Genomic DNA, 25187 nt, shown 5'->3' on the forward strand with positions numbered 1-25187 from the left:
CCGCCGCGCGCCGGTCTAGGCGTCGGGGTCGGCGAGCACCGTCAGGTGGCCGCGACGGCGCAGCTCGACGATCCCGGGACGGGTCCGGGCCGGCTCCTCGCCGGGCGGCGGCGGGTCGTAGGACAGCCCGACCTCGCGGACGGCGTCGGCCAGCGCCAGCAGGTCGTCGCTGCTGGGCCGCGGGTCGGGGTCGGCGGCGAGCCGGATGACCTCCCAACCGCGCGGCGCGGACAGCGCCGTGGCGTGGGTGCGGCACAGGTCGTAGCAGTGCGGCTCGGCCTGGGTGGCCAGCGGGCCGAGCACCGCAGTCGAGTCGCTGTAGACGTAGGTCAGGGTGGAGGTCGCCGGCTCCGAGCACCCCGACCGCGAACACCTTCGTGACCTCACCTGCGCGACGCTACCCGCCGCCCGCCCCGGCGCCCGGGAGGCTCGCGTGGCCGGTCGCGCAGCCGGCGGAGCGGCCCCGGCGGCCTAGAGTGGCCGCCATGTCGAACCGCCGCCGCGACCGCCACGGCCGGGGCCTGCGCGGCCCCCTCGCCGCCCCGTCGCCGCTGGCCGGCCGGCCCGCCAACCCGCCCCGCCCGGCCAGCCCGGCCGAGGCCTTCCACGAGGCGGTGCACGCCGCCGTCGAGCGGGTCGCCCGGGCCTGCCCCGACGCGGTCGCCGAGGTCGCCTTCGGGATCGAGGAGGTGCCCGTGCTGGAGCCGTCGTGGACCGGCCCGCACGTGCCGCTGGCGCTCGCCGTCGAGGCGACGGCCGACCGTCCCGCCCAGCTCGTGGTCTACCGCCGCCCCCTGGAGCACCGGGCCAGCAGCCGCCGCGGGCTGGCGCTGCTGGTGCACCGCACCGTCGTCGAGCAGCTCGCCGCCCTCACCGGGCGCAGCGTCGACGAGCTCGACCCCGACGGGCTGAGCGACGAGGACGACGACTAGCGCGTCCGCCGAGTCCGCGGCCTGAGCCTGTCGGAGGCCCTTCGACGAGCTCAGGGGGCGTGACGCGACCCCGCGGCCCGAGCAGACCTCCGCGGCCTGAGCTCGTCGAAGGCCCTTCGACGAGCTCAGGGAGCGTGACGCGACCCCGCGGGCTGAGCAGACCACCGCGGCCTGAGCCTGTCGAAGGCCCTTCGACAGGCTCAGGGAGCGGGTGCGGCTGAGGGTGCGGGTGAGGGCGCGGGGCGTTGCGTTCCGCGAGCCCGCGCTCAGCGCGCGACGGCGGGGTCCTGCTCGACCGAGGGCGCCCGGCTGGCGACGTCGGGCGAGGTGAGCGGGAGGGTGGCCAGGCCCGCGACGTCGCCCTCGGGCTGGGTCAGGATGACCGAGCCGACGACCGAGGAGCCGTCGGGCACGTCCACCACGACGTAGCTGGGGCCGGTGCCGGTGAGCCGCCGGGTCGCGGTGCCGCCGGCGGCCAGCAGGATGTCGTCCTCGCGGAGGACGACGCCGGTGTAGCTGACCTCGCGGAACGAGGTCTGGGCGTCGGCGTCACCGCCGTTGCTGAGGACGAGCTCGGCCGCGGTGGACCCGCTGCCGGCGCCCACGGCGCTGACCCCCTGGCGGACCAGGGGCGGCAGGGCCGACTGGACGGCGAGGTCGGCCTGGGCGTCCTCGCGGCTGCTGGTGGAGACCACGGCCGCGCTGACCGGGGTGGTGCTGCTGAGCCGGACGCTGGCCGACTCCCCGGCCAGGCCCGACTCCAGCGCGACGCTGGCGGTGCTCTCCGGGGCGACCTCGACGACGTCGGCACCGGCCGGGGCGAAGGGGCCGCTGAGGCCCAGCACCTCGACCGAGACCGAGGCCCGGTCGGGCCCGGGGTTGACCACCTCGAGCGAGCGCGCGCCGACGTCGCCCGGCACCCCGGCCACGACGACCGCGGGACCGGGGGCGACCGAGGGAACCTGCCAGTCCGCGCCGGCGGGCCTGAGGTCGTCGGTGCGGATGCGGCGGGCGGCCACGCTCACCCGGCCCTCGCTGGCCCGGACGGCCACGCTCAGCGGGCCGTCGGCGTCGACGAGGCTGCTGACCGAGACGGCCCGCGACGAGCGGCCGCTGACGACCACCCCGGGGCTGCCCGGCACCACGACCCGGCCCTGCGGGCCGAAGAAGCGGAGGTCGACCTCGGCCTGGGCGTCGTCGGGGTTGCTGAGGACCAGCTCGGTCCGGTCGCTGTCGCGCGAGCCGACCCCGACGAACCACTGCTCGGTGCCGGGCACCAGGCACGGGGCGGCCATCAGGCCGGCGGTCTCGCCGCCGTCCTCCTGGCTGGTGACGGCGCCGCTGCCCGCGGTGGCCAGCGCGCCCTCGCCGGTGAGCAGCAGCGGGGCGCCGACGCCGGTCTGCACCGCGCCGCTGCCGGGCTGGGTGACCTCGAGGTCCCCGGCGCCGCCGGCCAGCGGGGCGCCGGTCAGCGAGCCGGTGCCCGACGCCGCGCCCTGCGCCGCGGCCACGGCCGAGACGGTGCTGGTCGGGGCGTCGCCGTCAGCGGAGGCGCTGGCCGAGGGGGTGGGTGACGCGGACGGCGAGGCCGACGGCGTCGGGCTGGGGGCGGGGTCCGACGGCGTCGGGCTGCCGCCCGGCTCGCCGCTGGTGCTCCCGCCCGGGGTGGGCGTCGCGGTCGGCGAGGGCAGGGTGTCCGCCGCGCCGGCGGTGCAGACGGCGCTGGTCCGGCCGACGACGAGGCCGGCGGCGGTCGTGGGGGCGGCGCTGCGCGCGCCCAGCAGGCTGCCGCCGCCGAGCACCAGCACCAGGGCCAGGGCCACCAGGAGGCCGGCCACGGCCGTCCGGACGCCGCGACGGTCGCGCATCCGCTCTCCGCTGTAGTCCGACATCAGCCCACCTCCGCCAGGGTCGCGGCCCGGCGGGCCGACTTCGTGGGGTCCCGGACCTCGGGACGCCGGACGGCCGGGGCGGCGAGCACGCACGCGACGGCCACCAGCAGGCCCTGGGCCGGCAGGAACCAGTGGGACACCGAGGGCAGCGACCAGACCAGCTGGCCCCCCGCCGCGGGCACCGCGAAGCCCTGCTGCCAGCCGGCGTCGACGCGCGCGAGCGGCTGCCCGTCCAGGGTGGCCTCCCAGCGGCGGTCAACGGCCTCGCCCAGCAGGAGCTGGCGGCCCTCCCCGCCGGGCGGCACGACGGCGGAGCCGCCGGCGACCGGAGTCCGGGTGGCGCCGTCGACGAGGACGCTGCGGCTGACGGCGGGCTCGAGGCGCCACACCGTCGCGCCGTCGTCGCCGCTGGCCGCGCCGAGGCCGGGGGTGTTGTCGATCCGCGCCCGCTCCTCCTCGGTGGCGCCCTGGACCCACACGTAGCCGACGCCGAGCGCGCCCAGCTGCGGGGCGATGTCGGAGTCGGCCGTCCCGGCCACGAGGCGGACGACGAGGTCCTGGGCCTCCTGCTGGGCGGCGGCCGAGCCGCCGAAGGCGCCGCCGCGGTCGGCGTCGCCCAGCCGCAGCTGGCGGTCGGCGAGCACGGAGAAGCGGGCGTCGTCGCCGGCGAGGTCCACGGCCAGCACCCGGGTGCGGGTGTCGCCGACCATGGCGTTGCGGACATAGGGCGGCAGCGCGTCCAGGCCCACCCGGTCGACGGGACCGGCGACGCCGGCCCCCACCCACCAGGCCGCGCCGCCGAGGGTCACCACGGCGATCGCCACGCCGCCGAGGACCGCGGCGGGCTGCAGCAGCGAGAAGCTGCGGCGGCCGACGTCGCGGGTCAGCCCGTCCACGCCCACCGCGCCGCCCAGGGCGAGCGCGCCGAAGGCGATGAGCAGCTGCGGGCCCACCCACGGCCGGACCTCGGTGCCGAGCGGCGGGACGGCGACGACCAGCCGGGAGAGCACGACGGCCAGCGCCAGCGCGAGGAGCGCGGCGGACCAGCAGACGAGGACGAGCTTGCGGTCGGCCCGGCGGACCAGCCCGCCGAGGGCGAGCGCCCACACCACGCCGAAGACCACGGCGCCGAGCCAGAGCGGGGGCAGGCCGGGACCGACGTCGCGGCCCAGCGCCAGCTGCCAGACCTCGGCGGCGGGCGGTGCCCCCTGCAGTGCGGCGTCCGGTCCGACGAGCAGCCGACCGGGCTCGAGGATCAGGCTGGGCCACCACGGCAGCAGCACGACCAGCGGCAGGCCCAGGGCGATGCCGATCCGGCCGATCTTGCGCGGGCTGCGGCGCAGGGCGACCGCGCCGGCGGCCCCGGCGACCAGGGCGAAGGCCATCAGCGACGGCTCGAAGCAGACGAGCACGAGCAGGGCGACGCCCGAGCCCCAGGCACCCCGCCAGGCCTCGGGCGTGCGGACCCGGCGCAGCACCAGGGCGCGCACGGCCGCCGCCAGCAGCGGCAGGGTGAGCGCGACGACGCCGAGCGAGAGCCGGCCCTGGTTGGTGCCGCCGAGCAGCGCCGGCAGCAGGGCGTAGGTGAGGGCGACCCAGAGCCGCAGCCGCCGGTCGGCCACCACCCGGCGGACGACCGGGTAGGCCACGAGCAGGGCCAGCGGCACGACGGCGCAGACCATCAGGGTGGTGAACCACTCGGGCCGGCCGGCCAGCACGGTCGAGGCGACGGCGGCCAGCGCCAGCCACGGCGGGCTGGACTGGCCGGGCGCCCCCGGCACCGCGTCCCAGACCGAGGCCCACAGCGCGCCGAGGGTGTCCTGGGCGGGCAGCAGGGCGGGGCCGGCCAGCGACCCGGTGCCGAGGACGCCGCGCGCGGCGACGAGGCTCGCGACGACCAGGAGCAGCAGGGTGAGCACCACCGGGCTCAGCCAGGGGTTGCGGGTGCGGTCCTCGGCGACGGTGCTGAAGTCGTCGCCGGTGAGCTCGTCGAGGCTGGTGCCCTCGACCTCCCCGGCCACCGAGCGGTAGCGGTCCGACAGCGCGCCGTTGACGGCCTCGGCCGCCACCCGCAGGCTGCTCCACCACGGCGGCCGGAGGGCCTGCACGACCTCGGCGGTGCCCGGCGCGGGCTCGATGGTGGCCGTCCGCCGGCGCAGGGCGCGCAGGCGGCCCGGGTGGGCGACGAAGGAGCCCAGCGCCAGCACCTCGTCCAGCGCCCGGCCCGGCACCTTCCCGACGAGGTAGCCGACCGCGTGCACGAGGCAGCTCCAGACGAGCCGCAGCCAGACCAGCGGCAGCGCGCGGGCGGGGGCGTGGCCGGCGACGACGAGCATGCCGAGCAGCCGGTCGAGCCGGCCCGGCCGGCGGCCGGTGACCCCGCGGGGGCGCAGCCCGGCGCGGCCGACCTGGCGGTGGGTCATCTCCGCCTGCGGGGTGGTGACGACCCGGTAGCCGTTGAGGTGCGCGCGCCAGCCCAGCTCGACGCCGTCGCGGAAGACGGGGAGCGCCGGGTCGAGGCCGTCGAGGTCGTTCCAGACCGCCGTCCGCAGCAGCATCCCGCAGGTGGAGACGCCGAGCCGCTCGGCCGGCTCGTCGCGCTGGCCCTGGTCGATCTCGCCGACGTCCACGCCCAGCTCGCGGCGGCCGGTGCCGGAGATGCTGACGCCGACCTCGCTGATCTGCTGGCCGGCCTGGCGCCGCCGCGGGAGCAGCAGCTTGGGTCCGGTGATGTCGAGGCGCTCACCGACCGCGTGGGCCAGCAGCTGCTGGAGGGCGTCGGGGGCGGGGACGGCGTCGTCGTGCAGCAGCCACAGCCAGCGGCTCTCGTGGCCGCTGGCGGGCCGCAGCAGCCGGGTGCCGCTGTCCTCGAGGGTGGCCGTGCGGTCCTGCTCCAGGGCGGAGCGGACGGCGTCGCCGAAGCCGCGCCCCAGCTCGCCGCGGTAGACCGCGTGCAGCAGGCCGCGGTCGCGGGCCCGCTCCAGCAGGGTGGCGGTGGTGTCGTCGCTGCCGTTGTCCACGGCGATGAGCCGCTCGGGCCGACGGGTGAGGGCCTCGAGGCCGTCGAGGGTGGCGCTCAGCCAGCGGGCCGCATCGAAGGCGACCAGGACGGCGGTGACGTGGGCCGAGGAGACGTCGCGCTCAGCCGGGGGAACGGGCTCCTGCGCGGCCCAGGACCAAGGGTCGGAGTCGTCAGCAGAGCCGCCGAAGGGACCCGAGCGCAGAGCGGCGAAGGCGTCGTCCTCACCACTCCGCCGTCGGTCCGTGCGCGGTCCGCCACCCGTCGAGCTGTCCATCCGCTGAGCGCTGTCCCCTGCTGCGTGGTCGGTGTCTCCCCTGGTCAGCGCGCTCCCGCAGGGGGTGCGGCGGGCCGGGGCGCCCGGTCGGGCGGCCCCTACCCTAGGCGATGCAGCCGTGCGTCACCACGGACGCGGGCGCTCGCCGGGGGACCTCAGACCGCGCGCTTCTTGAGCTTGCGCCGCTCGCGCTCGCTCAGCCCGCCCCAGATCCCGAAGCGCTCGTCGTTCTGCAGCGCGTACTCCAGGCACTCACCGCGGACGTCGCAGGAGAGGCAGACCTTCTTGGCCTCGCGGGTGGACCCGCCCTTCTCGGGGAAGAACGCCTCCGGGTCGGTCTGGGCGCACAGCGCGCGCTCCTGCCAGCCGAGCAGACCCTCGTCGTCGCTCTCGTCCACCAGCTCCGGCATGAGCTGTGCCAGTTCCTGCATCTGTGCCTCCTCGACCCCGCAAATGTGTGTCGAGCCGGACCACCACGACTTCGCGGGCCGTGAGGGCGTCGGCTCGGTCGCCCGCCCACCCCGGCAGCCCCCACCGACGTCCTGTGCGGGTCGGGGGACCTGAGCACGGGCGCCGGGCCGGTACGGCGAATGACACTGGTGGAATTACATGCCCGTCAATACCGGTTCGTCAAGTGCGGACCTGCTATAGCGCCCGCTGTACGCCGGACCCCTGACGTGCTATTGGACGGGCCGGCCCCACGGGTGCCCGCCCTCGTCGGCGGGTGGGTGATCCCCCTGGTCAGCGCGGCTTTCGTCAGTCCTTGACGCGTCGAGGGCCCGCGGCACCTCCCAGCCCGTGCCGGTCGGGGTGCCCCATCCGGTGGCCGGACGCCCGCTGGCCGCCTCCCCCGCCGTGGTCCACGCCGCGCCGGCGGCCGCGTCCGGGGTCCAGGTCGGCTCCAGCGCCGGGTCGGGGGCGGGGGCGGCCGGTGCGCCGTCGGCGACGTCGGCCGGCCGGCCGCGCTCCAGCGCACCGGCCGCCGCCGGTGCGGGCCGGGCGGCCAGCGCGACGAGCAGGACCACCGCCAGCAGCGGGACGACGGCGGCGTCCAGCCGGTCGGCGAGGTCGAGCTGGCTGAAGGGTGCGGCGTAGGTCGTGTAGCCGTAGACGGCCAGCGCGAGCACCAGCACGAAGCCGACCCCACCGACGCCGGCGGCCACCGCGGACAGGGTCCGGGCGTGCGCGGTGGCGGGGCGGAGGTGGCAGGCCAGCACCAGCGCCGCGAGCACGACGTAGGGCGTCGGGTCGGCGAGCTGGCGGCTGGCCAGGTAGGCCGCGTCGGGCGCGGCGCCCACCCCGAGGCGCAGGGTGCTGACCGCGAAGGCCGCCACCAGCACCAGCCGGACCAGCAGGACCAGCACCACGACGACGACCGCGGGCTCGCGCCAGCGCTGCACCCGTTCCATGCGGGCACCCTAGTGCGGCCCGCCCCCGCGCCGGGACCGGCCGCGGGCGGGGTCGGGCGGCCGCCCGGCGCCTGGGAGACTGGGCCGGTGCAGATCGTGGTGCTGGCGGGCGGCGTGGGCGGGTCGAGGTTCGTGCAGGGGGTGCGCCGGGCGCACCCCGGGGCGACCATCAGCGTCATCGGCAACACCGCCGACGACATCACGATGCACGGCCTGCGGATCTGCCCCGACCTGGACACGATGATGTACACCCTCGGCGGCGGCGGGGACGACGAGCGCGGCTGGGGCCGGCTCGGGGAGACCTGGAACGTGCTGGGCGAGCTGGCCGCCTACGGGGTGGAGCCCAGCTGGTTCTCCCTCGGCGACCTGGACATCGGCACCCACCTGGTGCGCACCCAGATGCTGGAGGCCGGCTACCCGCTGACCGAGGTCACGCAGGCGCTGACGGCCCGCTGGCTCGCCGCCGACCCCGGCATCCGGCTGCTGCCGATGAGCGACGACCGCGTCGAGACCCACGTCGTCATCGCCGACCCGGGCTCCCCCGCCGGCCGGCGCGCCGTGCACTTCCAGGAGTACTGGGTGCGGCTGCGCGCCGCCCCGGACGCGCTGGAGGTGGTCCGCGTCGGGATCGACGCCGCGCGGCCGACGTCCGCGGTGCTCGCCGCGCTGGCGGGCGCCGACCTCGTGCTCGTCGCGCCCAGCAACCCCGTCGTCTCCATCGGCCCGATCCTCGCCGTGCCGGGGCTCCGGGACGCGCTCCGGGCGACGCCGGCCCCCGTGGTCGGCTTCGCCGGCATCCTCGGCGGCGCGCCGGTGCTGGGGATGGCGCACCGGCTGCTGCCCGCGATCGGCGTGGAGGTCGACGCGGCCGCCGTCGGGCTGCACTACGGCGCCCGGGACGCCGGCGGGGTGCTCGACCTCTGGGTGATGGACGAGCGCGACGCGGGCTCGGCCGACGCGGTGCGCCGGGGCGGCCTCGCCGTGACCACCACCGACCTCGTGATGGCCGACGCCGACGCCACCGCCGCCTTCGTCCGGCACGCCCTCGACCGGCTGCCGACGGGGTCGGCCCCCCCCGCGTGATCACCGTCTTCGCCCCCGACGGCGCCGGCGAGGTGGTGGTCGGCACCGACCTGGCCGACCTCGTGCTGCGGACCGTCGCGGCCGACCCGCACGGGCCCCTCGTCGACGGCGACGTCGTCGTCGTCACCTCCAAGGTGCTGAGCAAGGCCGCCGGCCTGGCCCGCCCGGGCGCCGACCGGGAGGCCGCGGTCGACGAGCAGACGGTGCGCACCGTCGCCCGTCGCGGGCCGACCCGGATCGTCCGCACCCGGCACGGCCTCACCCTGGCCGCGGCCGGCGTCGACGCCTCCAACGTCGCGGCCGGGACGGTCCTCGTGCTGCCCGCCGACCCCGACGCCGACGCCGCGGACCTGCTGGCCGCCCTGGCGGCCCGGACCGGGCTGGCGCTGGCCGTCGTCGTCTCCGACACCGCGGGCCGGGCCTGGCGCGAGGGGCAGACCGACCAGGCCATCGGCGCGGCCGGGCTGCGCGTGCTGGAGCGCTACGCCGGCCGGCAGGACGGCTACGGCAACGACCTCAAGGTGACGGCGATGGCCGTCGCCGACGAGGTGGCCGGGGCCGCCGACCTCGTCAAGGGCAAGCTGGCCGGCCGTCCCGTCGCGGTGGTCCGCGGCCTGGGTCACCTCGTGCAGCCGGTGGGCGGGCCCGACGGCACCGCCCGCGCGCTGGTCCGCGACCCGGGCCAGGACATGTTCTCCCGCGGCGCCCGGGAGGCCGTGCTGCTGGCGGCGCTGACGGCCACCGGCCAGCCGGAGCGGTACGAGGAGGTCGTCGCCCTGGACGAGCCCGAGCGCACCGCCGCCGTGCTGGCCGGGACCGGTCCGGACGGCGAGCCGCTGGGCCCGCAGGCCGTCGCGCTGGTCCGCGCGCTGCTGGCCGCCGACCTGCGCTGACCGCCCGGGGACGGCGCCGGCGGCCGCTCGCGGAGGGCCGTCGGCCCAGGTCCAGCGGTTAGACTCGGCCCCCGGCGCGCGGGGCACCCGCCCCGTGCCGCCCGCGAACCGTCGACCCCACCGCGCCCCCGCGCACCTGGTGGGCCCTGGAGGAGTACCGGTGGCCAAGTCCCCCACGCCCGCGCCCGGCACGAGCCGTCGGGACCGGCTGGCCTCGTTCGAGGCCGCCCGCAAGGCCGAGCAGCGCCGTCGCACCATCGGCCTCTTCGCCATCTGCGGCGTGCTCGCGCTGGCCCTGCTGGCCTACCCCGTCTACCTGTTCGTCGACGACTACAAGGCCCGCAACGCCACCATCACCGACTTCGGCCCGGCGGCCTCGGCGGCCGGCTGCGACCCCGCGGCCAGCAACCCCGCCACCGGCAACCAGGAGCACGTCGCCGAGGGCACCAAGGTGACCTACGACCGGTTCCCGCCCGACTCGGGTCCGCACTACGCCACCCCGGCCCCGTTCACCAAGCACTTCTACTCCACCGCCGACCGCCCTCAGGTCGAGACCCTGGTGCACAACCTCGAGCACGGCTACACCGTCGTCTGGTACCGCGCCGAGGCCCCGCAGGACCAGGTCGACACCCTCAGCGACATCGCCAAGACCTTCGGCAGCGACGACTACGACCCGGCCGACAAGTTCATCGCCGCCCCCTGGTCCGAGGCCGACGGCGGCCCGTTCCCGGACGGCAAGGACGTCGTCCTGACCCGCTGGACCGCCGACCCGGCCAACCCCGCCGACACCACCAAGCAGCAGGGCGTCCGCCAGGCCTGCGGCCAGGTCAGCGGTGCCGCCATCGCCGACTTCATGACCCAGTACCCCGTCGTCAACTCCCCCGAGCCCAACGGCGCCTGACCCGGGGTTGCTCGCGGGTCGGGTCGGGTCGGCCGCCCGAGCTCGGCGAGTGCTGGAAGACCGCACCGAAGAGACGTCCGGAGATGCAGATTCTCAGCACTCGCAGCCCGAGGGCGGCCGCGCGCGCAACTGCGGGAGAACGACAAGCGCCAGGCCGGCTGGGGTGCCGGGAGCCCGCAGTTAGTGCGTAACCGGGCGGCCGCGTGCGCCCGAGCTCGGCGAGTGCTGAAAGACCGCGCCGAAGGGGCGCCCAGAGATGCAGATTCTCAGCACTCGCAGCCCGCGGGCGGCCGCGCGCGCAACTGCGGGGGACGACAAGCGCCAGGCCGGCAGGGGTGCGGGAGCCCGCAGTTAGTGCGTGACCGGGCGGCCGCGTGCGCCCGAGCTCGGCGAGTGCTGAGAGACCGCGCCGAAGGGGCGCCCAGAGGTGCAGATTCTCAGCATTCGCAGCCCGCGGGCTGCCACGCGCGCAACTGCGGGAAGACGACAGACGCTGAGCCGGCAGGGGTGTCGGATGCCCGCAGCAAGTGCGTGGTCGCGCCGCCGAGTGCGCTCGAGCTCAGCGAGTGCTGAAAGACCGCGCCGAAGGGGCGCCCAGAGGTGCAGATCCTCAGCACTCGCAGCCCGCGGGCGGCCACGCCCCCCAACTGCGGGAGGACGACAGGCGCAGGGCCGGCAGGGATGGCGGAAGTCCGCAGATGCGTGCGCCGCTGGCCGTCCCACCGCCTCCTGCGCCCGTCGAAGGGCCTTCGACAAGCTCAGGCCGCGCAACGACCAGCCAGCCGCTCAGCGCCCCACGCGCTCAACCCGAGGGGCACCCGGATCCCGCGCCGCTGCCTGGACGACCGGACCGGCAGGACACGCTCTTCGTCCTGCCGAGGAGGGAGGAAGGCAGCGGACCCGAGCGGGATCCGCGACCGAGCGGAGCGAGGTCCAAGATCACGCGTAGCTGCGGCCCAGCCGCTCCGTCACCTCGGCGACGAGCTCCTTGATCCGCTCGGCCTCGCTGACGGGGCAGACGAGGGTGATCTGCGGGGTCTGGACGATGACGGTGTCGCTGAGCCCGACGACGGCGACCAGCCGGCCGTCCTCGGCGTGGTTGATGACGAGGTTGTCGCGGGCGTCCACCAGCACGCTGACGCCCTGGGTGGCGTTGCCCTGCGCGTCGCGCGGCAGCTGCTCGGACAGGGAGGCGAAGCCGCCGACGTCGTGCCAGGTGATCGGCAGCCGGACGGCGACGACGTGGCCGGAGCCGCGGCCCTGGCTGGCGGGCTCCATCACCGCGTAGTCGACGCTGATCTTCAGCAGCCGCGGGTAGATCTCGGCGAGCCGGTCGGGCTCCGCGGCCAGTGCGGTGACCTGCGCGTGGGTGTCGGGGTGCAGCTGCGCCAGCTGCTCCAGCAGGGTGGCTGCCCGCCAGACGAACATGCCGGCGTTCCACCAGTAGCTGCCGGAGTCCAGGTAGCCCTGCGCCGTCGCGAGGTCGGGCTTCTCCTTGAACTCCGCGACGGTGTGCACGTCCGGGTGGCCGGCCAGGGCGTCGGCGTGCCGCAGGTAGCCGTAGCCGGTGTGCGCGGAGGTGGGGACGACGCCGAAGGTGACGAGGGCGCCGGGGTCCTCCTCGGCGACGGCGAAGCCCTCGGCCAGGGCGGTCTGGAAGGCCTCGACGGGGTGCATGATCTGGTCGGCGGTGACCACCGCGACGACGGCCTCCGGGTCGCGGGCCGCCAGCACCGCCGCGGGCCAGGCGACGGCGTTGAGGGAGTCGCGCCCCTCGGGCTCGCCCAGGATGTTCTCCGCCAGCACCTCGGGCAGCTCCTCGGCGACGACGTGCGCGTAGTCGGCCCCCGTGCAGACCAGCACCCGCTCGGGCGGCACCAGCCCCTCCAGCCGCTCGTAGGCGATCCGGAGCAGGCTCTTGCCGCCGAGGACCTTCAGCAGCTGCTTGGGCATGTCCTGGCGCGACAGCGGCCACAGCCGTTTGCCGGAGCCGCCGGCCATGATGAGGACGTAGCGCATGGCGGCACCCTAGCGAGACGGCGTGACGGCACGGTGTCGCGCGCCCGCGACGGACGGCGCGCCGTCGTCGGCCACTACGGTGGCCCGATGAGCGACACGGTCAGCGCCCTCCTCCGCCGTCGAGCGCTGACGGCCGGGGCCGAGCCGCTGCTCACCTGGTACCAGCCCAGCACCGGCGCCCGCACCGAGCTCTCGGCGGTCACCCTGCTCAACTGGGTCGACAAGACCAGCCACCTGCTCGACGAGCTGGACGTGACCCCCGGGGACGTCGTCGCGCTGCCGCTGGCCGAGGCCGCCCCCGGCCACTGGGTGACGGCGGTCTGGCAGCTGGCCTGCTGGCAGGTGGGCGCCGAGGTCGGCGTCGGCGGGGACCCGGGCGACGCGGCCCTCGTGGTCACCGGCCCCGACTGGCAGCCGGCCGCCGCGGCGGGCGTCGACGTCGTCGCCTGCTCGCTGCACCCGCTGGGCCTGCCGTTCGGCACCCCCCTGCCCACCCCGGTGCTCGACTACTCCCTGGAGGTCCGGGGGCAGTCCGACGTCTACCCCGCGGTCCGGCAGCCCGCCGACGGCCCCGCCTGGTCCGACGCGGAGCGACGACTCAGCCAGGCCGGGCTCGTCGACGCCGGTGCCGCGGCCGGACCCGCGGGCCGACGGCTGGTCCGCCCCACCGGGCCCTTCGCGACGGCGCTGGCCGCGGTGCTGCGACCGCTGGTGGCGGGCGGGTCGAGCGTCGTCGTCGACGGCCCCGCCGAGCCGGCGACGCTGGACCGGCTGGCGCAGGAGGAGCGGGCGGAGGCCTGAGCCGCCGCCCGTCGCCTCACTCGTTCTGCGGGAACCCCAGGTTCAGCCCGCCGTGGCTCGGGTCGAGCCAGCGGGTGGTGACGACCTTGCCGCGGGTGAAGAACTGCACGCCCTCGACGCCGTGGGCGTGGCTGTCGCCGAACAGGCTGTTCTTCCAGCCGCCGAAGGAGTAGTAGGCCATCGGGACCGGCACCGGCACGTTGATGCCGATCATCCCGACGCTCACCTCGTTCTGGAACTGCCGGGCCGCGCCCCCGTCGTTGGTGAAGATGGCCGTCCCGTTGCCGTAGGGGTTCTCGTTGATCAGCCGGACGCCCTCGGCGTAGGAGCCGACCCGGACGACGGCGAGCACCGGGCCGAAGATCTCGTCGGTGTAGATGCTCATGTCGGTGGTCACGTGGTCGAACAGCGTCGGGCCCACGAAGAAGCCCTCGCCCTCGCTGTCGGGCTGCACGGCCCGGCCGTCGACGACGAGGGTGGCCCCGGCGGCCTCCCCGGCGTCGACGTAGCCGGCGACCCGGTCCCGGGCCACCGCGGTGACCAGCGGGCCCATGTCGCAGCCCCGGGTGCCGTCGCCGGTCCGCAGCCCGACGGTGCGCTGGCGGATCTTCTCCACCAGCGCGTCGGCGACCGGCTCGACCGCCAGCACGGCCGAGATGGCCATGCACCGCTCCCCCGCCGAGCCGTAGCCCGCGTTGACGGCCTGGTCCGCGGCCAGGTCGAGGTCGGCGTCGGGCAGCACGAGCATGTGGTTCTTGGCCCCGCCGAGGGCCTGCACGCGCTTGCCGTGGCGGGTGCCGGTCTCGTAGACGTAGCGCGCGATCGGCGTCGAGCCCACGAAGGAGACCGAGGCGACGTCGGGGTGGGTCAGCAGGCCGTCGACGGCGACCTTGTCGCCGTTCAGCACGTTGAAGACGCCGTCGGGCAGGCCGGCCTCCTTCCACAGCTGCGCCATCCACAGCGCCGCCGTCGGCACCTTCTCGCTGGGCTTGAGCACGACGGTGTTGCCGGCGGCGATGGCGATCGGGAAGAACCACATCGGCACCATCGCCGGGAAGTTGAACGGGGAGATGATCCCGACGACGCCGAGCGGCTGGCGCACCGAGTGCACGTCCACCCGGGTCGAGGCGTTCTCGGTGAAGGCACCCTTGACCAGGTGCGGGATGCCGCAGGCGAACTCGACGACCTCCTGGCCGCGGCTCACCTCGCCGAGGGCGTCGGAGAGCACCTTGCCGTGCTCGGCGGTGATGATCGCGGCCAGCTCGGGCTTGCGCGCGTTGAGCAGCTCGCGGAAGGCGAAGAGCACCTGCGTCCGCTTGGCCAGCGACGTGTCACGCCAGCCGGGGAACGCTGCCGCCGCAGCCGCGACCACGGTGTTCACGTCCTCGGACGAGGCCAGGGCCAGCTGCGCGCTGACCTCGCCGGTCGCCGGGTTGGTCACGTCGGAGAACCGGCCTCCGGTGCCCTCGAAGGAGGTGCCGTTGCACCAGTGGTGAAGCGTGGATGCCATGTGTTGTCCTTCGTCGTTCCTAGTGGGCGGCGGGCAGGAGCCGAGTGCCGGCACCGTTCCCGACGTGCTTCTCGATCAGCGCCACAGCCTTGTCGCGCTGGCGCTCGGAGATGCCGCGCGCGTCCTCCTCGAAGCCGAAGACGCAGCTGGACACCACCCCGTCGAAGCCGACGTCGGCCAGCGCGGCGAAGACCGCGTCGTGGTCGACCTCGCCGCGGCCCAGCTCCATGTGCTGGTGGACCCGGACGGCGTTGCCGGGCGGGTTGGTGATGTAGCGCAGGCCGTGCGACGCCGTGTGGTCGAAGGCGTCGGCCAGGTGCACGTAGCGCACCTTCTCCGCGGCCGCGGCGATCACCGTCGCCGCGTCGTGGCCCTGGTGGAAGGCGTGCGGGGTGCAGTAGAGGAAGCCGACCCAGTCCCGGTTGAGCCCGCGGACCAGGCCGACGGCGTCGAGGCCGTCCTCGACGAAGTCGTCGGGGTGCGGCTCCAGGACCAGGCTGATCCCCTCGCGCTCGAGGACCGGCGCCAGCTCGTCGAAGGAGCGCAGGAACTGCGCCTCGGCGTGCTCCGCGGCCTCGGGCCGGCCGTTGAACTCGCTCGTCAGGGTGTCCACCCCGAGGTCGACGGCGATCTGGATCGTCCGCCGCCAGGCCCGGACGGCGGCCTGCCGCTCGTCCTCCCCCGGACCCGACCAGCGCTGGACCGGCAGCAGCGAGGCGATCCCGACGCCCGCGTCGGCCGCCACCTTCCGCAGCCTCCGCACCCCGGCGTCATCGACCCGGGGGTGCCGGAAGAACGGGAGGAAGTCGGCCTTCGGCGACAGCTCCATCCAGGCGTAACCCAGGCTCGCGACGAGGTCGGGCAGCTCGTGGACGCGATGGGTGGCGAAGAACATCTGCGGGTCCAGCGCCAGCTTCACCGCGCGGCCTCCAGGTCGGGGGCGCGCACGCCCGCGGGCGGCGCGGCCGGCGCGCCGTCGAGGGGCTCGAGGACGACGGGCACCTCGGCGCCGGTGCGGACGGCCTCCACCCCGGCCTCGCAGACCGCGACGGCGGCGTAGCCGTCCCAGGCCCCGGGGCCGTCGACGGTCCCGCGCCGGGCGGCGTCGACCCAGCGCTGCAGCTCGAGGTCGTAGGCCTGGCCGAAGCGCTCCACGAAGCCGGGGGTCAGGGTGCCGCCCCAGCGCCCGTCGGTGCGCCGGACCACGAGGTTCTGGTCGAGCCCGATGGTGGCGCTGCCGCGCTCGCCGACGACCTCGGTCCGGACCTCGTAGGCCACGCCGGACCGCACGTAGATCTCGTCGGTGACCACCCGGCCCGACGCGGTCCTGAAGACCACGAGCATCGGGTCGTGGGTGCCGGCCGGGGCGCTGGCCGTGGCCACCCCCGCGATCACCTGCACGCTGGTGATCTCCTCGTCCAGCAGGAAACGGGCGACGTCGACCTCGTGCACGACCGAGTCCCTGATCATGAACTCGGAGTTGAAGTGCTCGGGCACGTGGGGGTTGCGGTGGGTGCAGTGCACCATCAGCGGGTTGCCGAGGTCGCCGTCGGTGACCAGCTTCTTCAGCGCGACGTACTCGGGGTCGAAGCGGCGCATGAAGCCGACCTGGACCAGCCGGCGGCCGAGGGCGCGCTCCTTCTCCACGAGCGCGCGGGCCGAGGCGACGTCGGTCGTCAGCGGCTTCTCGCAGAGGACGGGGAGGCCGCGGTCGAGGCAGGCGCCGACCTGCGCGTCGTGGGCCGCGCCCGGGCTGGCGACCAGCACCGCGTCGACGTCGTCGGCGGCGATGGCCTCGAACGGGTCCTCGACCACCCGCGCGCCGACCCGGTCGGCCACGACGGCCGCGCGCTCGGCCGACCAGTCGTTGACCACGGTGACGCGCGCCCCGCGCACCCGGGTGCTGAGCGCCTCGGCGTGGAAGGTGCCCATCACCCCGACGCCGAGCACGGCCACCCGCAGCTCCGCCAGCGGGGCCCGGCCGGCCTCGTCGGGCGCGGCGCTCATCGGATCTCCCCCATCGCGAGCTGCACGTCGCTGCAGGCCGACAGGTAGGCCTTGGTGCGCCGGGCGATGGGCAGCGGGAGGTCCGGCGGGCAGGGGTAGAGGTCGTGCTCGATGATCCCGGACAGGTCGCGGCCCAGCCCGGCCAGCGCCTCGAGGACCGGCGGCATGTCCGGCACGCCCAGCGGGGGCTCGGTCATCGCACCCATCCGGACGGCCTCGGGCCACACGACGTCCTTGTCGCGGACCACCTCCATGACCGCCGGGTCCACCTGCTTGAGGTGCACGTAGCCGATCCGCTCCGGGTAGCGGGTGATCAGCTCGACGGAGTCCCCGCCGTAGTAGGCGATGTGACCGGTGTCCAGGCACAGGTTCACCGCGGCCGGGTCGGTCGACTCGAGGAACCGCTCCACGTCGGGCTGGTAGCCGACGTGGCTCTCGGCGTGCGGGTGGAACTGGAGCGCCAGCCCGTACTCCTCCCGCACCCGACGGCCCAGCTCGTCGGTCTGCGACGTCAGCCGCTCCCACTGCTCGGCCGTCAGGTCGGGGCTCTCCAGCTGCGCGCCGGTCTTCTCGTCGCGGTACATGGCCGGGATGACCACGACGTGCTGCCCGCCGACCGCCCGGGTGAGGGCGGCGACGTCGGTGACCTGGCGCCAGGTGAAGTCCCAGGAGTCGGGCTGGTGCAGCCGGGAGAACACGGTGCCGGCGAGCACGGAGAGCCCGTACCGGTCGAGCTCGCCGCGGAGCTCCTCGGGGTCCGTCGGCAGGTAGCCGTAGGGCCCCAGCTCGATGGCCTCGTAGCCCGCCTCCGCCACCTCGCGGAGGAAGGTGCTGGCCGGCACCTGCGCCGGGTCGCTGGGGAACCACACCCCCCACGAGTCGGGGGCCGTGCCGATGGTGAGGGTCGATGCCACTGCGTCTCCTGCGTCGTCGCTGGGGTGGGGAGGGTGGGGAACGGGGGCTAGCGGGTGGGGCGGAGGAAGGGCCGCTGGGCGGTCTTGTGCGCCTCGTAGGTGCGGCGGGCCTCCTGGGTGGAGGACAGCGTCGAGGTGGCGCTGACCGGCACGTCCCACCAGGACGCGGAGTCGGGGGCGCTGACCAGGGGGTCGGTCTCGACGTGGATGACCGTCGAGCGCTCGGAGGCCTTGGCCGCCGTGACCGCGTCGGCGAGCTCGGCGACGGTGGTGGTGCGGACGACGTCGAGGCCGAAGCTCGCGGCGTTCGCGGCCAGGTCGACGGGCAGCACGTCGCCGTCGAGGCGGCCCGAGGCGGGGTCGCGGTAGCGGTAGCGGGTGCCGAACCGCTGCGAGCCCAGCGACTCCGACAGCGCGCCGATGGAGGCGTAGCCGTGGTTCTGGACGAGGACGGTGATGATCTTGACGCCCTCCTGGACCGCCGTGGCCAGCTCGGTGGCCATCATCAAGTAGGAGCCGTCGCCCACCAGGACGAACACGTCGCGGTCGGGGCAGGCCAGCCGGACGCCGATCCCGCCGGCGACCTCGTAGCCCATCGTCGAGTAGCCGTACTCGACGTGGTAACCCTTCGGGTCGCGGGTCCGCCACAGCTTGTGCAGGTCCCCGGGCATCGAGCCGGCCGCGCAGACGACGACGTCACGGGGGTCGGAGAGCTCGTTGACCACCCCGATCACCTCCGCCTGGGTGAGCCGGCCCTCCGACCCCGACGTCGCCGGCCGGTAGGCGGCGCTGACGGCGGCGTCCCACTCCGCGTCCAGCGCCGCGTACCGGGACCGGTAGGCCTCGTCGACGGCGTGCCCGGCCAGCAGCGCCGTGAGCGCCTCGAGCGTCTCGCGGGCGTCGGCGACGACGGCGAGCCCGGCGTGCTTGACGGCGTCGATCCGGGCGACGTTGACGTTGACGAACTGGACGTCGGGGTCGGCGAACGCCGTCCGGCTGGCGGTGGTGAAGTCGGAGTAGCGGGTGCCGATCCCGATGACCAGGTCCGCCTCCGCGGCGACGGCGTTGGCGGCCGTGGTGCCGGTGGCCCCGACCGCCCCGAGGCACTGCGGGTGGTCGAAGACGAGGGTGCCCTTGCCGGCCTGGGTCTGCCCGACGGGGATGCCGGTCGCGTCGCAGAACGCGGCCAGGGCGTCGGTGGCGCCGGAGTAGTGCACCCCTCCCCCGGCGACGACGAGCGGCCGGCGCGCGGAGCGGATGAGCTCGGCGGCGCGCTCCAGCGCCGCGCGCTCGGGCAGCGGCCGGGCGATCGGCCAGACCCGCCGCTCGAACAGCTCGACGGGCCAGTCGTGGGCCTGGGCCTGCACGTCCTGGGGCAGGCAGAGCGTGACGGCGCCGGTCTCGGCCGGGTCGGTGAGCACCCGCATCGCGCTCAGCAGCGCGGACGGCAGCTGCTCGGGCCGCCAGATCCGGTCGAAGTAGCGCGAGACGGGCCGGAAGCAGTCGTTGACGGTGACGTCGCCGGCGGAGGGCTGCTCCAGCTCCTGCAGCAGCGGCGACGCGGCCCGGTCGGCGAAGGTGTCGGCCGGCACCAGCAGCACGGGCAGCCGGTTGATGGTGGCCAGCGCGGCGCCCGTGACCATGTTGGTCGCGCCGGGTCCGACGCTGGTGGAGACCACCCAGGTCTGCCGCCGCTCCTTCATCCGGGCGTGGGCGACGGCGGTGTGCACCATCGCCTGCTCGTTGCGCCCCAGGACGTACGGCAGCGCGTCGGGCTCCTCGGTGTCGTTCCCGAGGGGGACGACCCCCCCGCGCCCCCCCGTACGCGCCAGCTCGGCCTGCAGCAGCGCCTGCCCGAAGCCGGCCACGTTGCCGTGGCCGAAGATCCCGAGGCAGCCGGCGAACAGCTTCTCCTCCACCCCGTCGGAGGAGGAGTGCTGGACGCTGAGGAACTTGACCATCGCCTGGGCGACGGTCAGGTTCACGGTTCGGGGCATGCTCAGCCTTCCTTCGCTGCGGTGAGTCGGGGGTCGACGGGCTGGTCGGCCCACGTGCCGCGGACCCAGGTCTGGTCCGGGTGGTCGGAGATCCTCCACGCGCGCTCGGGCGAGGGCCCGGCCATCACGTTGAGGTAGTACAGGGGGTGCCCGGGGGCGGCGACGCAGGGGCCGTGCCAGCCGAACGGCACCAGCACGGTGTCGCGGTCGTGGACCTCCTCCAGGACCTCGATCGGGTGCCCGGGCGAGGACGAGGTGCGCATGAACCCCAGCCCCGGCTCGCCGTGCGGGCCGGGCGCGACCTCGAAGTAGTAGATCTCCTCGAGCTCGGACTCGGTCGCGGTCGTCTCGTCGTGCTTGTGCGCCGGGTAGGAGGACCAGTTGCCGTCCGGCGTGATGACCTCGCACGCGATGAGCGCCCCGGCGTCGAGCGCCTCGGGCGTGGCGAAGTTGCGCACCTGCCGGCTGGACGGCCCGGCCCCGCGGAGCTCGACGGGCACGTCGGCCGCGGCGCCGTAGCGGAAGGGCAGCACCCGGTCGGTCCGCGCCCCGCACAGGGCGAAGCGGCCGCCGGCGGCGGAGGCGAGCGTCGCGACCGAGCCCACCGGGAGGTAGGCGAGGTCGGTGGGACCGGCGAAGACGTCGGGCCGCCCGTGCAGGGCGTGGCGGACGCCGTCGACCGCGACGTCGACCGCGCCGCTCAGCGGCAGCACGACCACCTCGGCGTCCCCGGTCGCGACGGTCCGGGTGCCGCCGGCGGCCAGGGTCAGCACGCGGAGGCTGGAGTAGCCCCAGGCCGCCGACTCCGGGGTCACCTCGAGGTCGTAGCCGTCGCGGGCGGCCGAGCCGGCGGGCAGGTAGTAGCGGCTCACCGTGCTCACCGGACCATCGCGACGGCGGTGTCGACGGCGCGGGCCACGTCGTCGTCGGCCGGGTAGAGCATCGTGCGGCCCAGCACCAGGCCGCGGACCGACGGCAGGGCCAGCGCCGCCTGCCAGCGCGCGTAGGTGGCGTCCGGGTCGCCGGCGGGGTCGCCGCCCAGCAGCAGGGTGGGCAGCGTGGTGGCGTCCATCACGCGCTCCATCTCCTCGACGACGGGGAGCTTCAGCCAGGTGTAGGCGCTGGAGGCGCCCAGGCCCTGGGCGATGTGCACCGACCTGATGACGGCGTCGGCGGACAGGTCGTTGACGACCGCGCCCCCGACCCGGCGGGACAGGAAGGGCTCGACCAGCGCGATCCGCTGCGCGCGGGCCAGCTCGGTGACGGCGCGGCCGCACTGCTCGAGGGTGGCGACGGTGCCCGGGTCGTCGAGGTCGATCCGGGTGAGCATCTTGGCGCCCTCGAAGCCGGCCTCGACGGTGCCTCGGACGTCGTAGCCGGTCTGCCGGTCGTCCAGCTCGAAGGACGCGCCCTGCAGGCCGCCGCGGTTCAGCGAGGAGAAGACGAGCTTGTCCTCCAGCGCGCCCAGCAGCAGCAGGTCCTCGGCGATGTCGGCCGTGGCCAGCAGCCCGTCGACGCCCGGCCGGGCCAGCGCGGTCGCCAGCCGCTCCAGCAGGTCGTGCCGGTCGTTCATCGCCGTCGGCCGACCGGCCGCCGCCAGGGCCCCGCGGGCGGGGTGGTCGCAGGCGACGACCATCAGCCGGCCGTCGGGGCCGAAGACGTCGGCGCGACGCCGGCGCTCGGCCAGCAGGCGGGCGATCCGCTGCGGCTCGCGGGCCCGGACCTCGTTGATCTCGGCGACCGAGCCCACGAAGCCCGGGGTGCGGGCCGGGGCGGTCAGCGCGGTCACCGGGCGAGCCCGACGTGCACCGCGTGCGCGGCGTCGAGCCCGGCGTTCGGGTCGCCGCCGGCCAGCAGGGTCTCGATCTCGGCGCCGGTGGGCATGGCGGTCGAGCACTCCAGGCGGGAGGCGACGATGGCCCCGGCCGCGTTGGCCCGGGCCAGCACCTGCTCCAGCGGCCAGCCGGCCAGCAGCCCGTGGCAGAGCGACCCGCCGAAGGAGTCGCCGGCGCCCAGGCCGTTGAGCGGGGTGATGGGGATCGGCGGGCTCTCGACGCGCTCCCCCGAGCGCGTCTTGGCCAGCACGCCCTTCGGGCCCTGCTTGACCACCGCGAGCTCGACGCCGGCGGCCAGCAGCGCGTCGGCCGCCCGCTCCGGGTCGCTCTCGCCGACGGCCACCTCGCACTCCTCGCGGTTGCCGACGGCCACGGTGACCTGGGGCAGCACCTTCTGGACCTGCTCGCTGGCGTGGCCGGGGGTCTCCCAGAACATCGGCCGGTAGTCGAGGTCGAGGACGGTGAACGGCCGTCGGTCGCGCGCTTCGAGGACGGCGGCGTGCGCGGCCCGGCTGGGCTCCTCGCTGAGACCGCTCACCGAGAGCCACATCAGCGCGGTGGCCCGGACGGCGTCCAGGTCGAGGTCCTCGGGCCGCACCTGCAGGTCCGGCGCGGTGGGCTTGCGGTAGAAGTACAGCGGGAAGTCGTCCGGCGGGAAGATCTCGCAGAACGTCACCGGTGTCGCGTAGGTGGTGTTCGTGACGACGTGGGCGTCGCTCACCCCGAGGTCGCGCAGCTCGCGGCGCACGTAGCGCCCGAAGGGGTCGTCGCCGACGCCGGTGATGATGCCCGCGCGGCGGCCCAGCCGGGCGGCGGCGACGGCGACGTTGGCCGTGGTGCCGCCGAGGTACTTGCCGAAGGTCTGCACGTCCTCCAGCCCGACGCCCACCTGCAGCGGGTAGATGTCGACGCCGGCGCGGCCGAAGGTCAGCACCTCCAGGGGTGCGTCCGCCGGTCCGCCCGCCCGTCCGGCGGGCGGCTGCGGGACGGCGTGGGCGTCGCTGCTCATGGCTCTCCTCGGCGGAGCGGGGTCGGTGGCCCCGGTCCGCGTCGAACCTAGGGCCTGGGTCGCGGCCCTGTCAACGATATGTACGGACAAACGGTCAAGACCCGTCGCCGCTCCCCGTCCGGCACCCCGCCGGACCCCCGGGCAGCGCTCAAGGGCGGCGGCGGCGCAGCCCGACCAGGAAGCCGGAGCCCCACGAGAGGTGCGTCGCGGCCAGCACGACCGGCAGCCAGGCCCGGGCCCGGGCCGGCATCGGCCCGGCGGTGGCCGCCCCGGCGAGGACGACGGCGAGGTAGCCCAGCGGGGCGGCGAGGCCCAGCCGCAGCAGCCGGGAGCCGGTCGCCAGCCCCAGAGCGCCGGCGGCGGTGCCGACGGCGATCCCGCTGACGGCGGCGGGCGGCGCGAGGTAGCGCAGGTTCGCCGTCTCGGGGTGCCGCCGGACGACCTCGCGGCGCCACTTGCCCGTGTCGTACATCTGCTTCAGCAGGGCCCGCAGCGACGAGCGCGGGCGGTAGGTGACCCGCAGCTCCGGGGAGAACCAGATCCGCCGCCCGCTGCCGCGCAGCCGGTAGTTCAGCTCCCAGTCCTGGGCCCGGTGCATCGTCTCGTCGAAGCCCCCGACGGCCTGCAGGGCCTCCTTGCGGAAGACCCCGAGGAAGACCGTCTCGGCCTCCCCCGCGGGCGAGCCCGCCAGGTGGAAGGCGGAGCCGCCCAGGCCCAGCCGGGTCGTGTAGGCCGAGGCGACGGCCTGCTCGAAGGCCGAGCGGCCCTGGGCGTCCATCACGCCGCCGACGTTGGCCGCGCCGGTCTCCTCCAGCAGCTCGACGGCCCGGGCGATGTAGCCGTTGGTGAGCTCGCCGTGCCCGTCGACGCGGACGACGACGTCGTGGTGGGCCGCGGCCACGCCGAGGTTGAGCGCGTGCGGCGTGCGGCCGGCCGGGTTGTCGACCACCCGGATCCGGGGGTCCCCGGCGGCCAGCTCGTCGGCGATCGTGCGGGTCGCGTCACGGCTGGGTCCGACGACGAGCAGCACCTCCAGCTCGCCGGGGTACTGCTGGTCGAGGACCCGGCCCACGGCGGCGGCGAGGTGCCGCTCCTCGTTCAGCACGGGCATGACGACGCTGACCCCGGGCCAGCTGCGTGCGCTCATCCGCTCATCCTGTCAGCCGCGGCCGGTCCGGGCCGGAGCACGCGCCCGCGCCCCGGCCGGTTCCGGTCAGGCCGAGCAGACCGCGGTCAGGTCGTCGGTGTCGGCGCCCTTGCTCGCGGCCGGCTTCTTCTGCTTCGGGGCCGCGGTGCTGGTGCCGCCGGCGGTCGGGCTGGCGGCGTCCGGGGCGGGCTCCGGGTCGTCCTTGGCCTCCGACGCGGCGATCTTGTCCGCGACCGCGGTCCGGATGACGTCGAAGTCGGGGGCGCCGGGCTGGATCAGCGGCGGCACCACGGCCAGGCTCGACGTCGGCAGCTTCTTGGCCTTGAGGGCGAGGTCCATCATCGTCCCCAGCTCGGACGTGGGCACGCTGGTCGCCACCACCTCCTGGCCCGCGGCGGCGATCTTGTTGAAGTTCGTCAGCACCGTCGCCGGGTCCATCTGGTCGAGCATCGCGTTCATCACGCACTTCTGCCGGACCATCCGGTCGTAGTCGCTGGAGTCCGAGCGGGACCGCGCGAACCACAGCGCCTCCCGGCCGTCGAGGTGCCGGTTCTTGCCCGCCTCCACGTACCCGTAGATCTTGCTGCTGCCGCCGCCGATCGGCACCCGGCGGTAGACGTCCATGGTGATGCCGCCGACGGCGTCGACGAGGTCCTCGAAGCCCTTGAGGTCGATGAGCGCCCAGTAGTTGATCTGCAGGCCGGTGGCCCCCTCGACGGCCTCCACGGTGGCCTGCGCCCCCGGGTTGCGGACACCGGGGTACAGCTCGGGGTGCTCGCTGGCGTAGGTGTAGACGGCGTTGAGCATGCAGGAGTGGTCGGCGCAGGTGTAGCCGTCGGGGAACTGGGCGTGCAGCGGCGAGGACTCCGGGAACGGCACGTCCTCGAGGTTGCGGGGCAGGCTGACCAGCACGGTGCGCCCCGTCTCGGCGTCGACGCTGGCCACCGTCATGCTGTCCGGCCGCAGCCCGACGCGGTCCTTGCCGGCGTCGCCACCCAGCAGCAGGACGTTGTACCGGCCGTGCTTGACCTCCTGGTCGCCGCCGCCGGCGAAGACCGAGGCCACCAGGTCGCGCTGGGAGGACACGATCGAGGCCGAGGCGAGCAGCCCACCGACGACGGTCAAGACGAGGGCCAGGTTGAGCACGGCGAAGCCGAGCCGGTGCCGCCGGGCGAGCTCGGGAGGGCGGCTGATCCGCCAGGCGTCGAGGAACAGCAGCCCCCAGCCGATCCCGAGGACGACGAGGGCCACCTGCACCAGCCGGAGCGTGACGCCGCTGGTCAGCAGCGTGATGGCGCCGCCGCGCCAGACCAGCGCGAGCAGCGCGACCAGGACGAGCACCGCCCAGAGCCCGGCCCAGACCCGCAGGGCGAGCCGGCCGACCGCCCGGTTGCCCGCCGCGACCTGCGCCGAGCCGGGCAGCACGAGCGTCATGCCGAGGAACGTCAGGCCGCGGCGCAGCTTGACGCGCTCGCTGCGCTGCTGGGGGGTGTGCAGGGTGGTCGGGAGGTGCCGTGCGTCCTCCGCGGTGCTACTCGACAC

Annotated in this window: 21 protein-coding genes; 5 read left to right on the forward strand and 16 right to left on the reverse strand. The window is 75.6% G+C overall.

Annotated features, from left to right (window positions below; all coding sequences use genetic code 11):
* Positions 1–15: 15 nt before the first annotated feature.
* Positions 16–387 (reverse strand): DUF3499 domain-containing protein, encoded by a 372-nt coding sequence (locus JOF54_RS06270; protein ID WP_210053964.1) that lies wholly within the window; start codon positions 385–387, stop codon positions 16–18.
* Positions 388–485: 98 nt separating this feature from the next.
* Here JOF54_RS06270 and JOF54_RS06275 point away from each other — a divergent pair, with 98 nt between their 5' ends.
* Positions 486–932 carry a metallopeptidase family protein gene (locus JOF54_RS06275; protein ID WP_210053966.1) on the forward strand — a complete coding sequence of 149 codons (447 nt, stop codon included), beginning with the start codon at positions 486–488 and terminating at the stop codon, positions 930–932.
* Positions 933–1198: 266 nt separating this feature from the next.
* Here the strand turns inward: JOF54_RS06275 and JOF54_RS06280 are convergent, their stop codons facing one another.
* The 4 genes from JOF54_RS06280 to JOF54_RS06295 all read right to left on the reverse strand — a co-directional run bounded on the left by JOF54_RS06280 (position 1199) and on the right by JOF54_RS06295 (position 7529).
* Positions 1199–2824 carry a DUF5719 family protein gene (locus JOF54_RS06280; RefSeq protein ID WP_210053968.1) on the reverse strand — a complete coding sequence of 542 codons (1626 nt, stop codon included), beginning with the start codon at positions 2822–2824 and terminating at the stop codon, positions 1199–1201.
* A complete protein-coding gene (locus JOF54_RS06285; protein ID WP_210053970.1) occupies positions 2824–6120 on the reverse strand; it encodes a glycosyltransferase in 3297 nt (1098 codons plus the stop codon). The genes JOF54_RS06280 and JOF54_RS06285 overlap by 1 nt, the downstream gene beginning before the upstream one ends.
* Positions 6121–6275: 155 nt before the next feature.
* Entirely contained in the window at positions 6276–6530 is a 255-nt protein-coding gene (locus tag JOF54_RS06290) for a WhiB family transcriptional regulator (RefSeq protein ID WP_245359191.1), read from the reverse strand.
* A 270-nt stretch (positions 6531–6800) separates the two neighbouring features.
* A complete protein-coding gene (locus JOF54_RS06295; protein ID WP_210053975.1) occupies positions 6801–7529 on the reverse strand; it encodes a hypothetical protein in 729 nt (242 codons plus the stop codon).
* A gap of 87 nt (positions 7530–7616) precedes the next feature.
* Here JOF54_RS06295 and cofD point away from each other — a divergent pair, with 87 nt between their 5' ends.
* The 3 genes from cofD (at position 7617) to JOF54_RS06310 (ending at position 10406) form a co-directional block, all read left to right on the forward strand.
* A complete protein-coding gene (cofD, locus tag JOF54_RS06300; protein WP_210053977.1) occupies positions 7617–8612 on the forward strand; it encodes a 2-phospho-L-lactate transferase in 996 nt (331 codons plus the stop codon).
* On the forward strand, positions 8609–9505 hold the full coding sequence (locus tag JOF54_RS06305; RefSeq protein ID WP_210053979.1) for a coenzyme F420-0:L-glutamate ligase: 897 nt from the start codon (positions 8609–8611) through the stop codon (positions 9503–9505). The genes cofD and JOF54_RS06305 overlap by 4 nt, the downstream gene beginning before the upstream one ends.
* 160 nt (positions 9506–9665) lie before the next feature.
* Positions 9666–10406 carry a thioredoxin-like domain-containing protein gene (locus JOF54_RS06310; protein ID WP_210053982.1) on the forward strand — a complete coding sequence of 247 codons (741 nt, stop codon included), beginning with the start codon at positions 9666–9668 and terminating at the stop codon, positions 10404–10406.
* A gap of 939 nt (positions 10407–11345) precedes the next feature.
* On the opposite strand, the gene JOF54_RS06315 is transcribed toward JOF54_RS06310, so the two are convergent.
* Entirely contained in the window at positions 11346–12425 is a 1080-nt protein-coding gene (locus JOF54_RS06315; RefSeq protein WP_210053984.1) for a mannose-1-phosphate guanylyltransferase, read from the reverse strand.
* 87 nt (positions 12426–12512) lie between these two features.
* On the opposite strand from JOF54_RS06315, the gene JOF54_RS06320 reads away from it, so the two are divergent.
* Positions 12513–13226 carry a TIGR03089 family protein gene (locus JOF54_RS06320; RefSeq protein WP_210053986.1) on the forward strand — a complete coding sequence of 238 codons (714 nt, stop codon included), beginning with the start codon at positions 12513–12515 and terminating at the stop codon, positions 13224–13226.
* 16 nt (positions 13227–13242) lie between these two features.
* On the opposite strand, the gene JOF54_RS06325 is transcribed toward JOF54_RS06320, so the two are convergent.
* The 10 genes from JOF54_RS06325 to JOF54_RS06370 form a co-directional block, all read right to left on the reverse strand.
* Positions 13243–14736, reverse strand: a complete 1494-nt coding sequence (locus JOF54_RS06325; protein ID WP_210053988.1) for a CoA-acylating methylmalonate-semialdehyde dehydrogenase — start codon at positions 14734–14736, stop codon at positions 13243–13245.
* Positions 14737–14755: 19 nt separating this feature from the next.
* Positions 14756–15655: a sugar phosphate isomerase/epimerase family protein gene (locus JOF54_RS06330; protein ID WP_210053990.1), complete on the reverse strand. Its 900-nt coding sequence runs from the start codon at positions 15653–15655 to the stop codon at positions 14756–14758.
* The gene (locus tag JOF54_RS06335; protein WP_210053992.1) at positions 15652–16743 is read right to left on the reverse strand and encodes a Gfo/Idh/MocA family protein; all 1092 of its coding nucleotides are present in this window, start codon (positions 16741–16743) and stop codon (positions 15652–15654) included. The genes JOF54_RS06330 and JOF54_RS06335 overlap by 4 nt, the downstream gene beginning before the upstream one ends.
* A complete protein-coding gene (locus JOF54_RS06340) occupies positions 16740–17657 on the reverse strand; it encodes a TIM barrel protein (protein ID WP_210053994.1) in 918 nt (305 codons plus the stop codon). Before JOF54_RS06340 ends, JOF54_RS06335 begins: the two co-directional genes overlap by 4 nt.
* A 47-nt stretch (positions 17658–17704) precedes the next feature.
* Complete coding sequence (gene iolD / locus JOF54_RS06345; protein ID WP_210053996.1) at positions 17705–19654, reverse strand: 3D-(3,5/4)-trihydroxycyclohexane-1,2-dione acylhydrolase (decyclizing); 1950 nt, start codon at positions 19652–19654, stop codon at positions 17705–17707.
* Between the two features lie 2 nt (positions 19655–19656).
* Positions 19657–20535, reverse strand: coding sequence for a 5-deoxy-glucuronate isomerase (gene iolB / locus JOF54_RS06350; protein ID WP_307803889.1), 879 nt, complete (start codon positions 20533–20535; stop codon positions 19657–19659).
* Complete coding sequence (locus JOF54_RS06355; RefSeq protein ID WP_210059391.1) at positions 20532–21404, reverse strand: Cgl0159 family (beta/alpha)8-fold protein; 873 nt, start codon at positions 21402–21404, stop codon at positions 20532–20534. The genes iolB and JOF54_RS06355 overlap by 4 nt, the downstream gene beginning before the upstream one ends.
* 35 nt (positions 21405–21439) lie before the next feature.
* Positions 21440–22498 carry a 5-dehydro-2-deoxygluconokinase gene (iolC, locus tag JOF54_RS06360; protein WP_210053998.1) on the reverse strand — a complete coding sequence of 353 codons (1059 nt, stop codon included), beginning with the start codon at positions 22496–22498 and terminating at the stop codon, positions 21440–21442.
* A 148-nt stretch (positions 22499–22646) separates the two neighbouring features.
* On the reverse strand, positions 22647–23645 hold the full coding sequence (locus JOF54_RS06365; RefSeq protein ID WP_210053999.1) for a glycosyltransferase family 2 protein: 999 nt from the start codon (positions 23643–23645) through the stop codon (positions 22647–22649).
* Between the two features lie 66 nt (positions 23646–23711).
* Positions 23712–25187, reverse strand: coding sequence for an LCP family protein (locus JOF54_RS06370; protein WP_307803890.1), 1476 nt, complete (start codon positions 25185–25187; stop codon positions 23712–23714).

Source organism: Microlunatus capsulatus (assembly GCF_017876495.1).
GTDB lineage: Bacteria > Actinomycetota > Actinomycetes > Propionibacteriales > Propionibacteriaceae > Microlunatus > Microlunatus capsulatus.

What these genes read in the sequence shown, in the direction of transcription:
- JOF54_RS06275 (WP_210053966.1), top strand. Translation starts at nt 486, where the DNA reads ATGTCGAACCGCCGCCGCGACCGCCACGGCCGGGGCCTGCGCGGCCCC.
- JOF54_RS06280 (WP_210053968.1), bottom strand. Translation starts at nt 2,824, where the DNA reads ATGTCGGACTACAGCGGAGAGCGGATGCGCGACCGTCGCGGCGTCCGG.
- JOF54_RS06285 (WP_210053970.1), bottom strand. Translation starts at nt 6,120, where the DNA reads ATGGACAGCTCGACGGGTGGCGGACCGCGCACGGACCGACGGCGGAGT.
- JOF54_RS06290 (WP_245359191.1), bottom strand. Translation starts at nt 6,530, where the DNA reads ATGCCGGAGCTGGTGGACGAGAGCGACGACGAGGGTCTGCTCGGCTGG.
- JOF54_RS06295 (WP_210053975.1), bottom strand. Translation starts at nt 7,529, where the DNA reads ATGGAACGGGTGCAGCGCTGGCGCGAGCCCGCGGTCGTCGTCGTGGTG.
- JOF54_RS06315 (WP_210053984.1), bottom strand. Translation starts at nt 12,425, where the DNA reads ATGCGCTACGTCCTCATCATGGCCGGCGGCTCCGGCAAACGGCTGTGG.
- JOF54_RS06320 (WP_210053986.1), top strand. Translation starts at nt 12,513, where the DNA reads ATGAGCGACACGGTCAGCGCCCTCCTCCGCCGTCGAGCGCTGACGGCC.
- JOF54_RS06325 (WP_210053988.1), bottom strand. Translation starts at nt 14,736, where the DNA reads ATGGCATCCACGCTTCACCACTGGTGCAACGGCACCTCCTTCGAGGGC.
- JOF54_RS06335 (WP_210053992.1), bottom strand. Translation starts at nt 16,743, where the DNA reads ATGAGCGCCGCGCCCGACGAGGCCGGCCGGGCCCCGCTGGCGGAGCTG.
- iolD (WP_210053996.1), bottom strand. Translation starts at nt 19,654, where the DNA reads ATGCCCCGAACCGTGAACCTGACCGTCGCCCAGGCGATGGTCAAGTTC.
- iolC (WP_210053998.1), bottom strand. Translation starts at nt 22,498, where the DNA reads ATGAGCAGCGACGCCCACGCCGTCCCGCAGCCGCCCGCCGGACGGGCG.
- JOF54_RS06365 (WP_210053999.1), bottom strand. Translation starts at nt 23,645, where the DNA reads ATGAGCGCACGCAGCTGGCCCGGGGTCAGCGTCGTCATGCCCGTGCTG.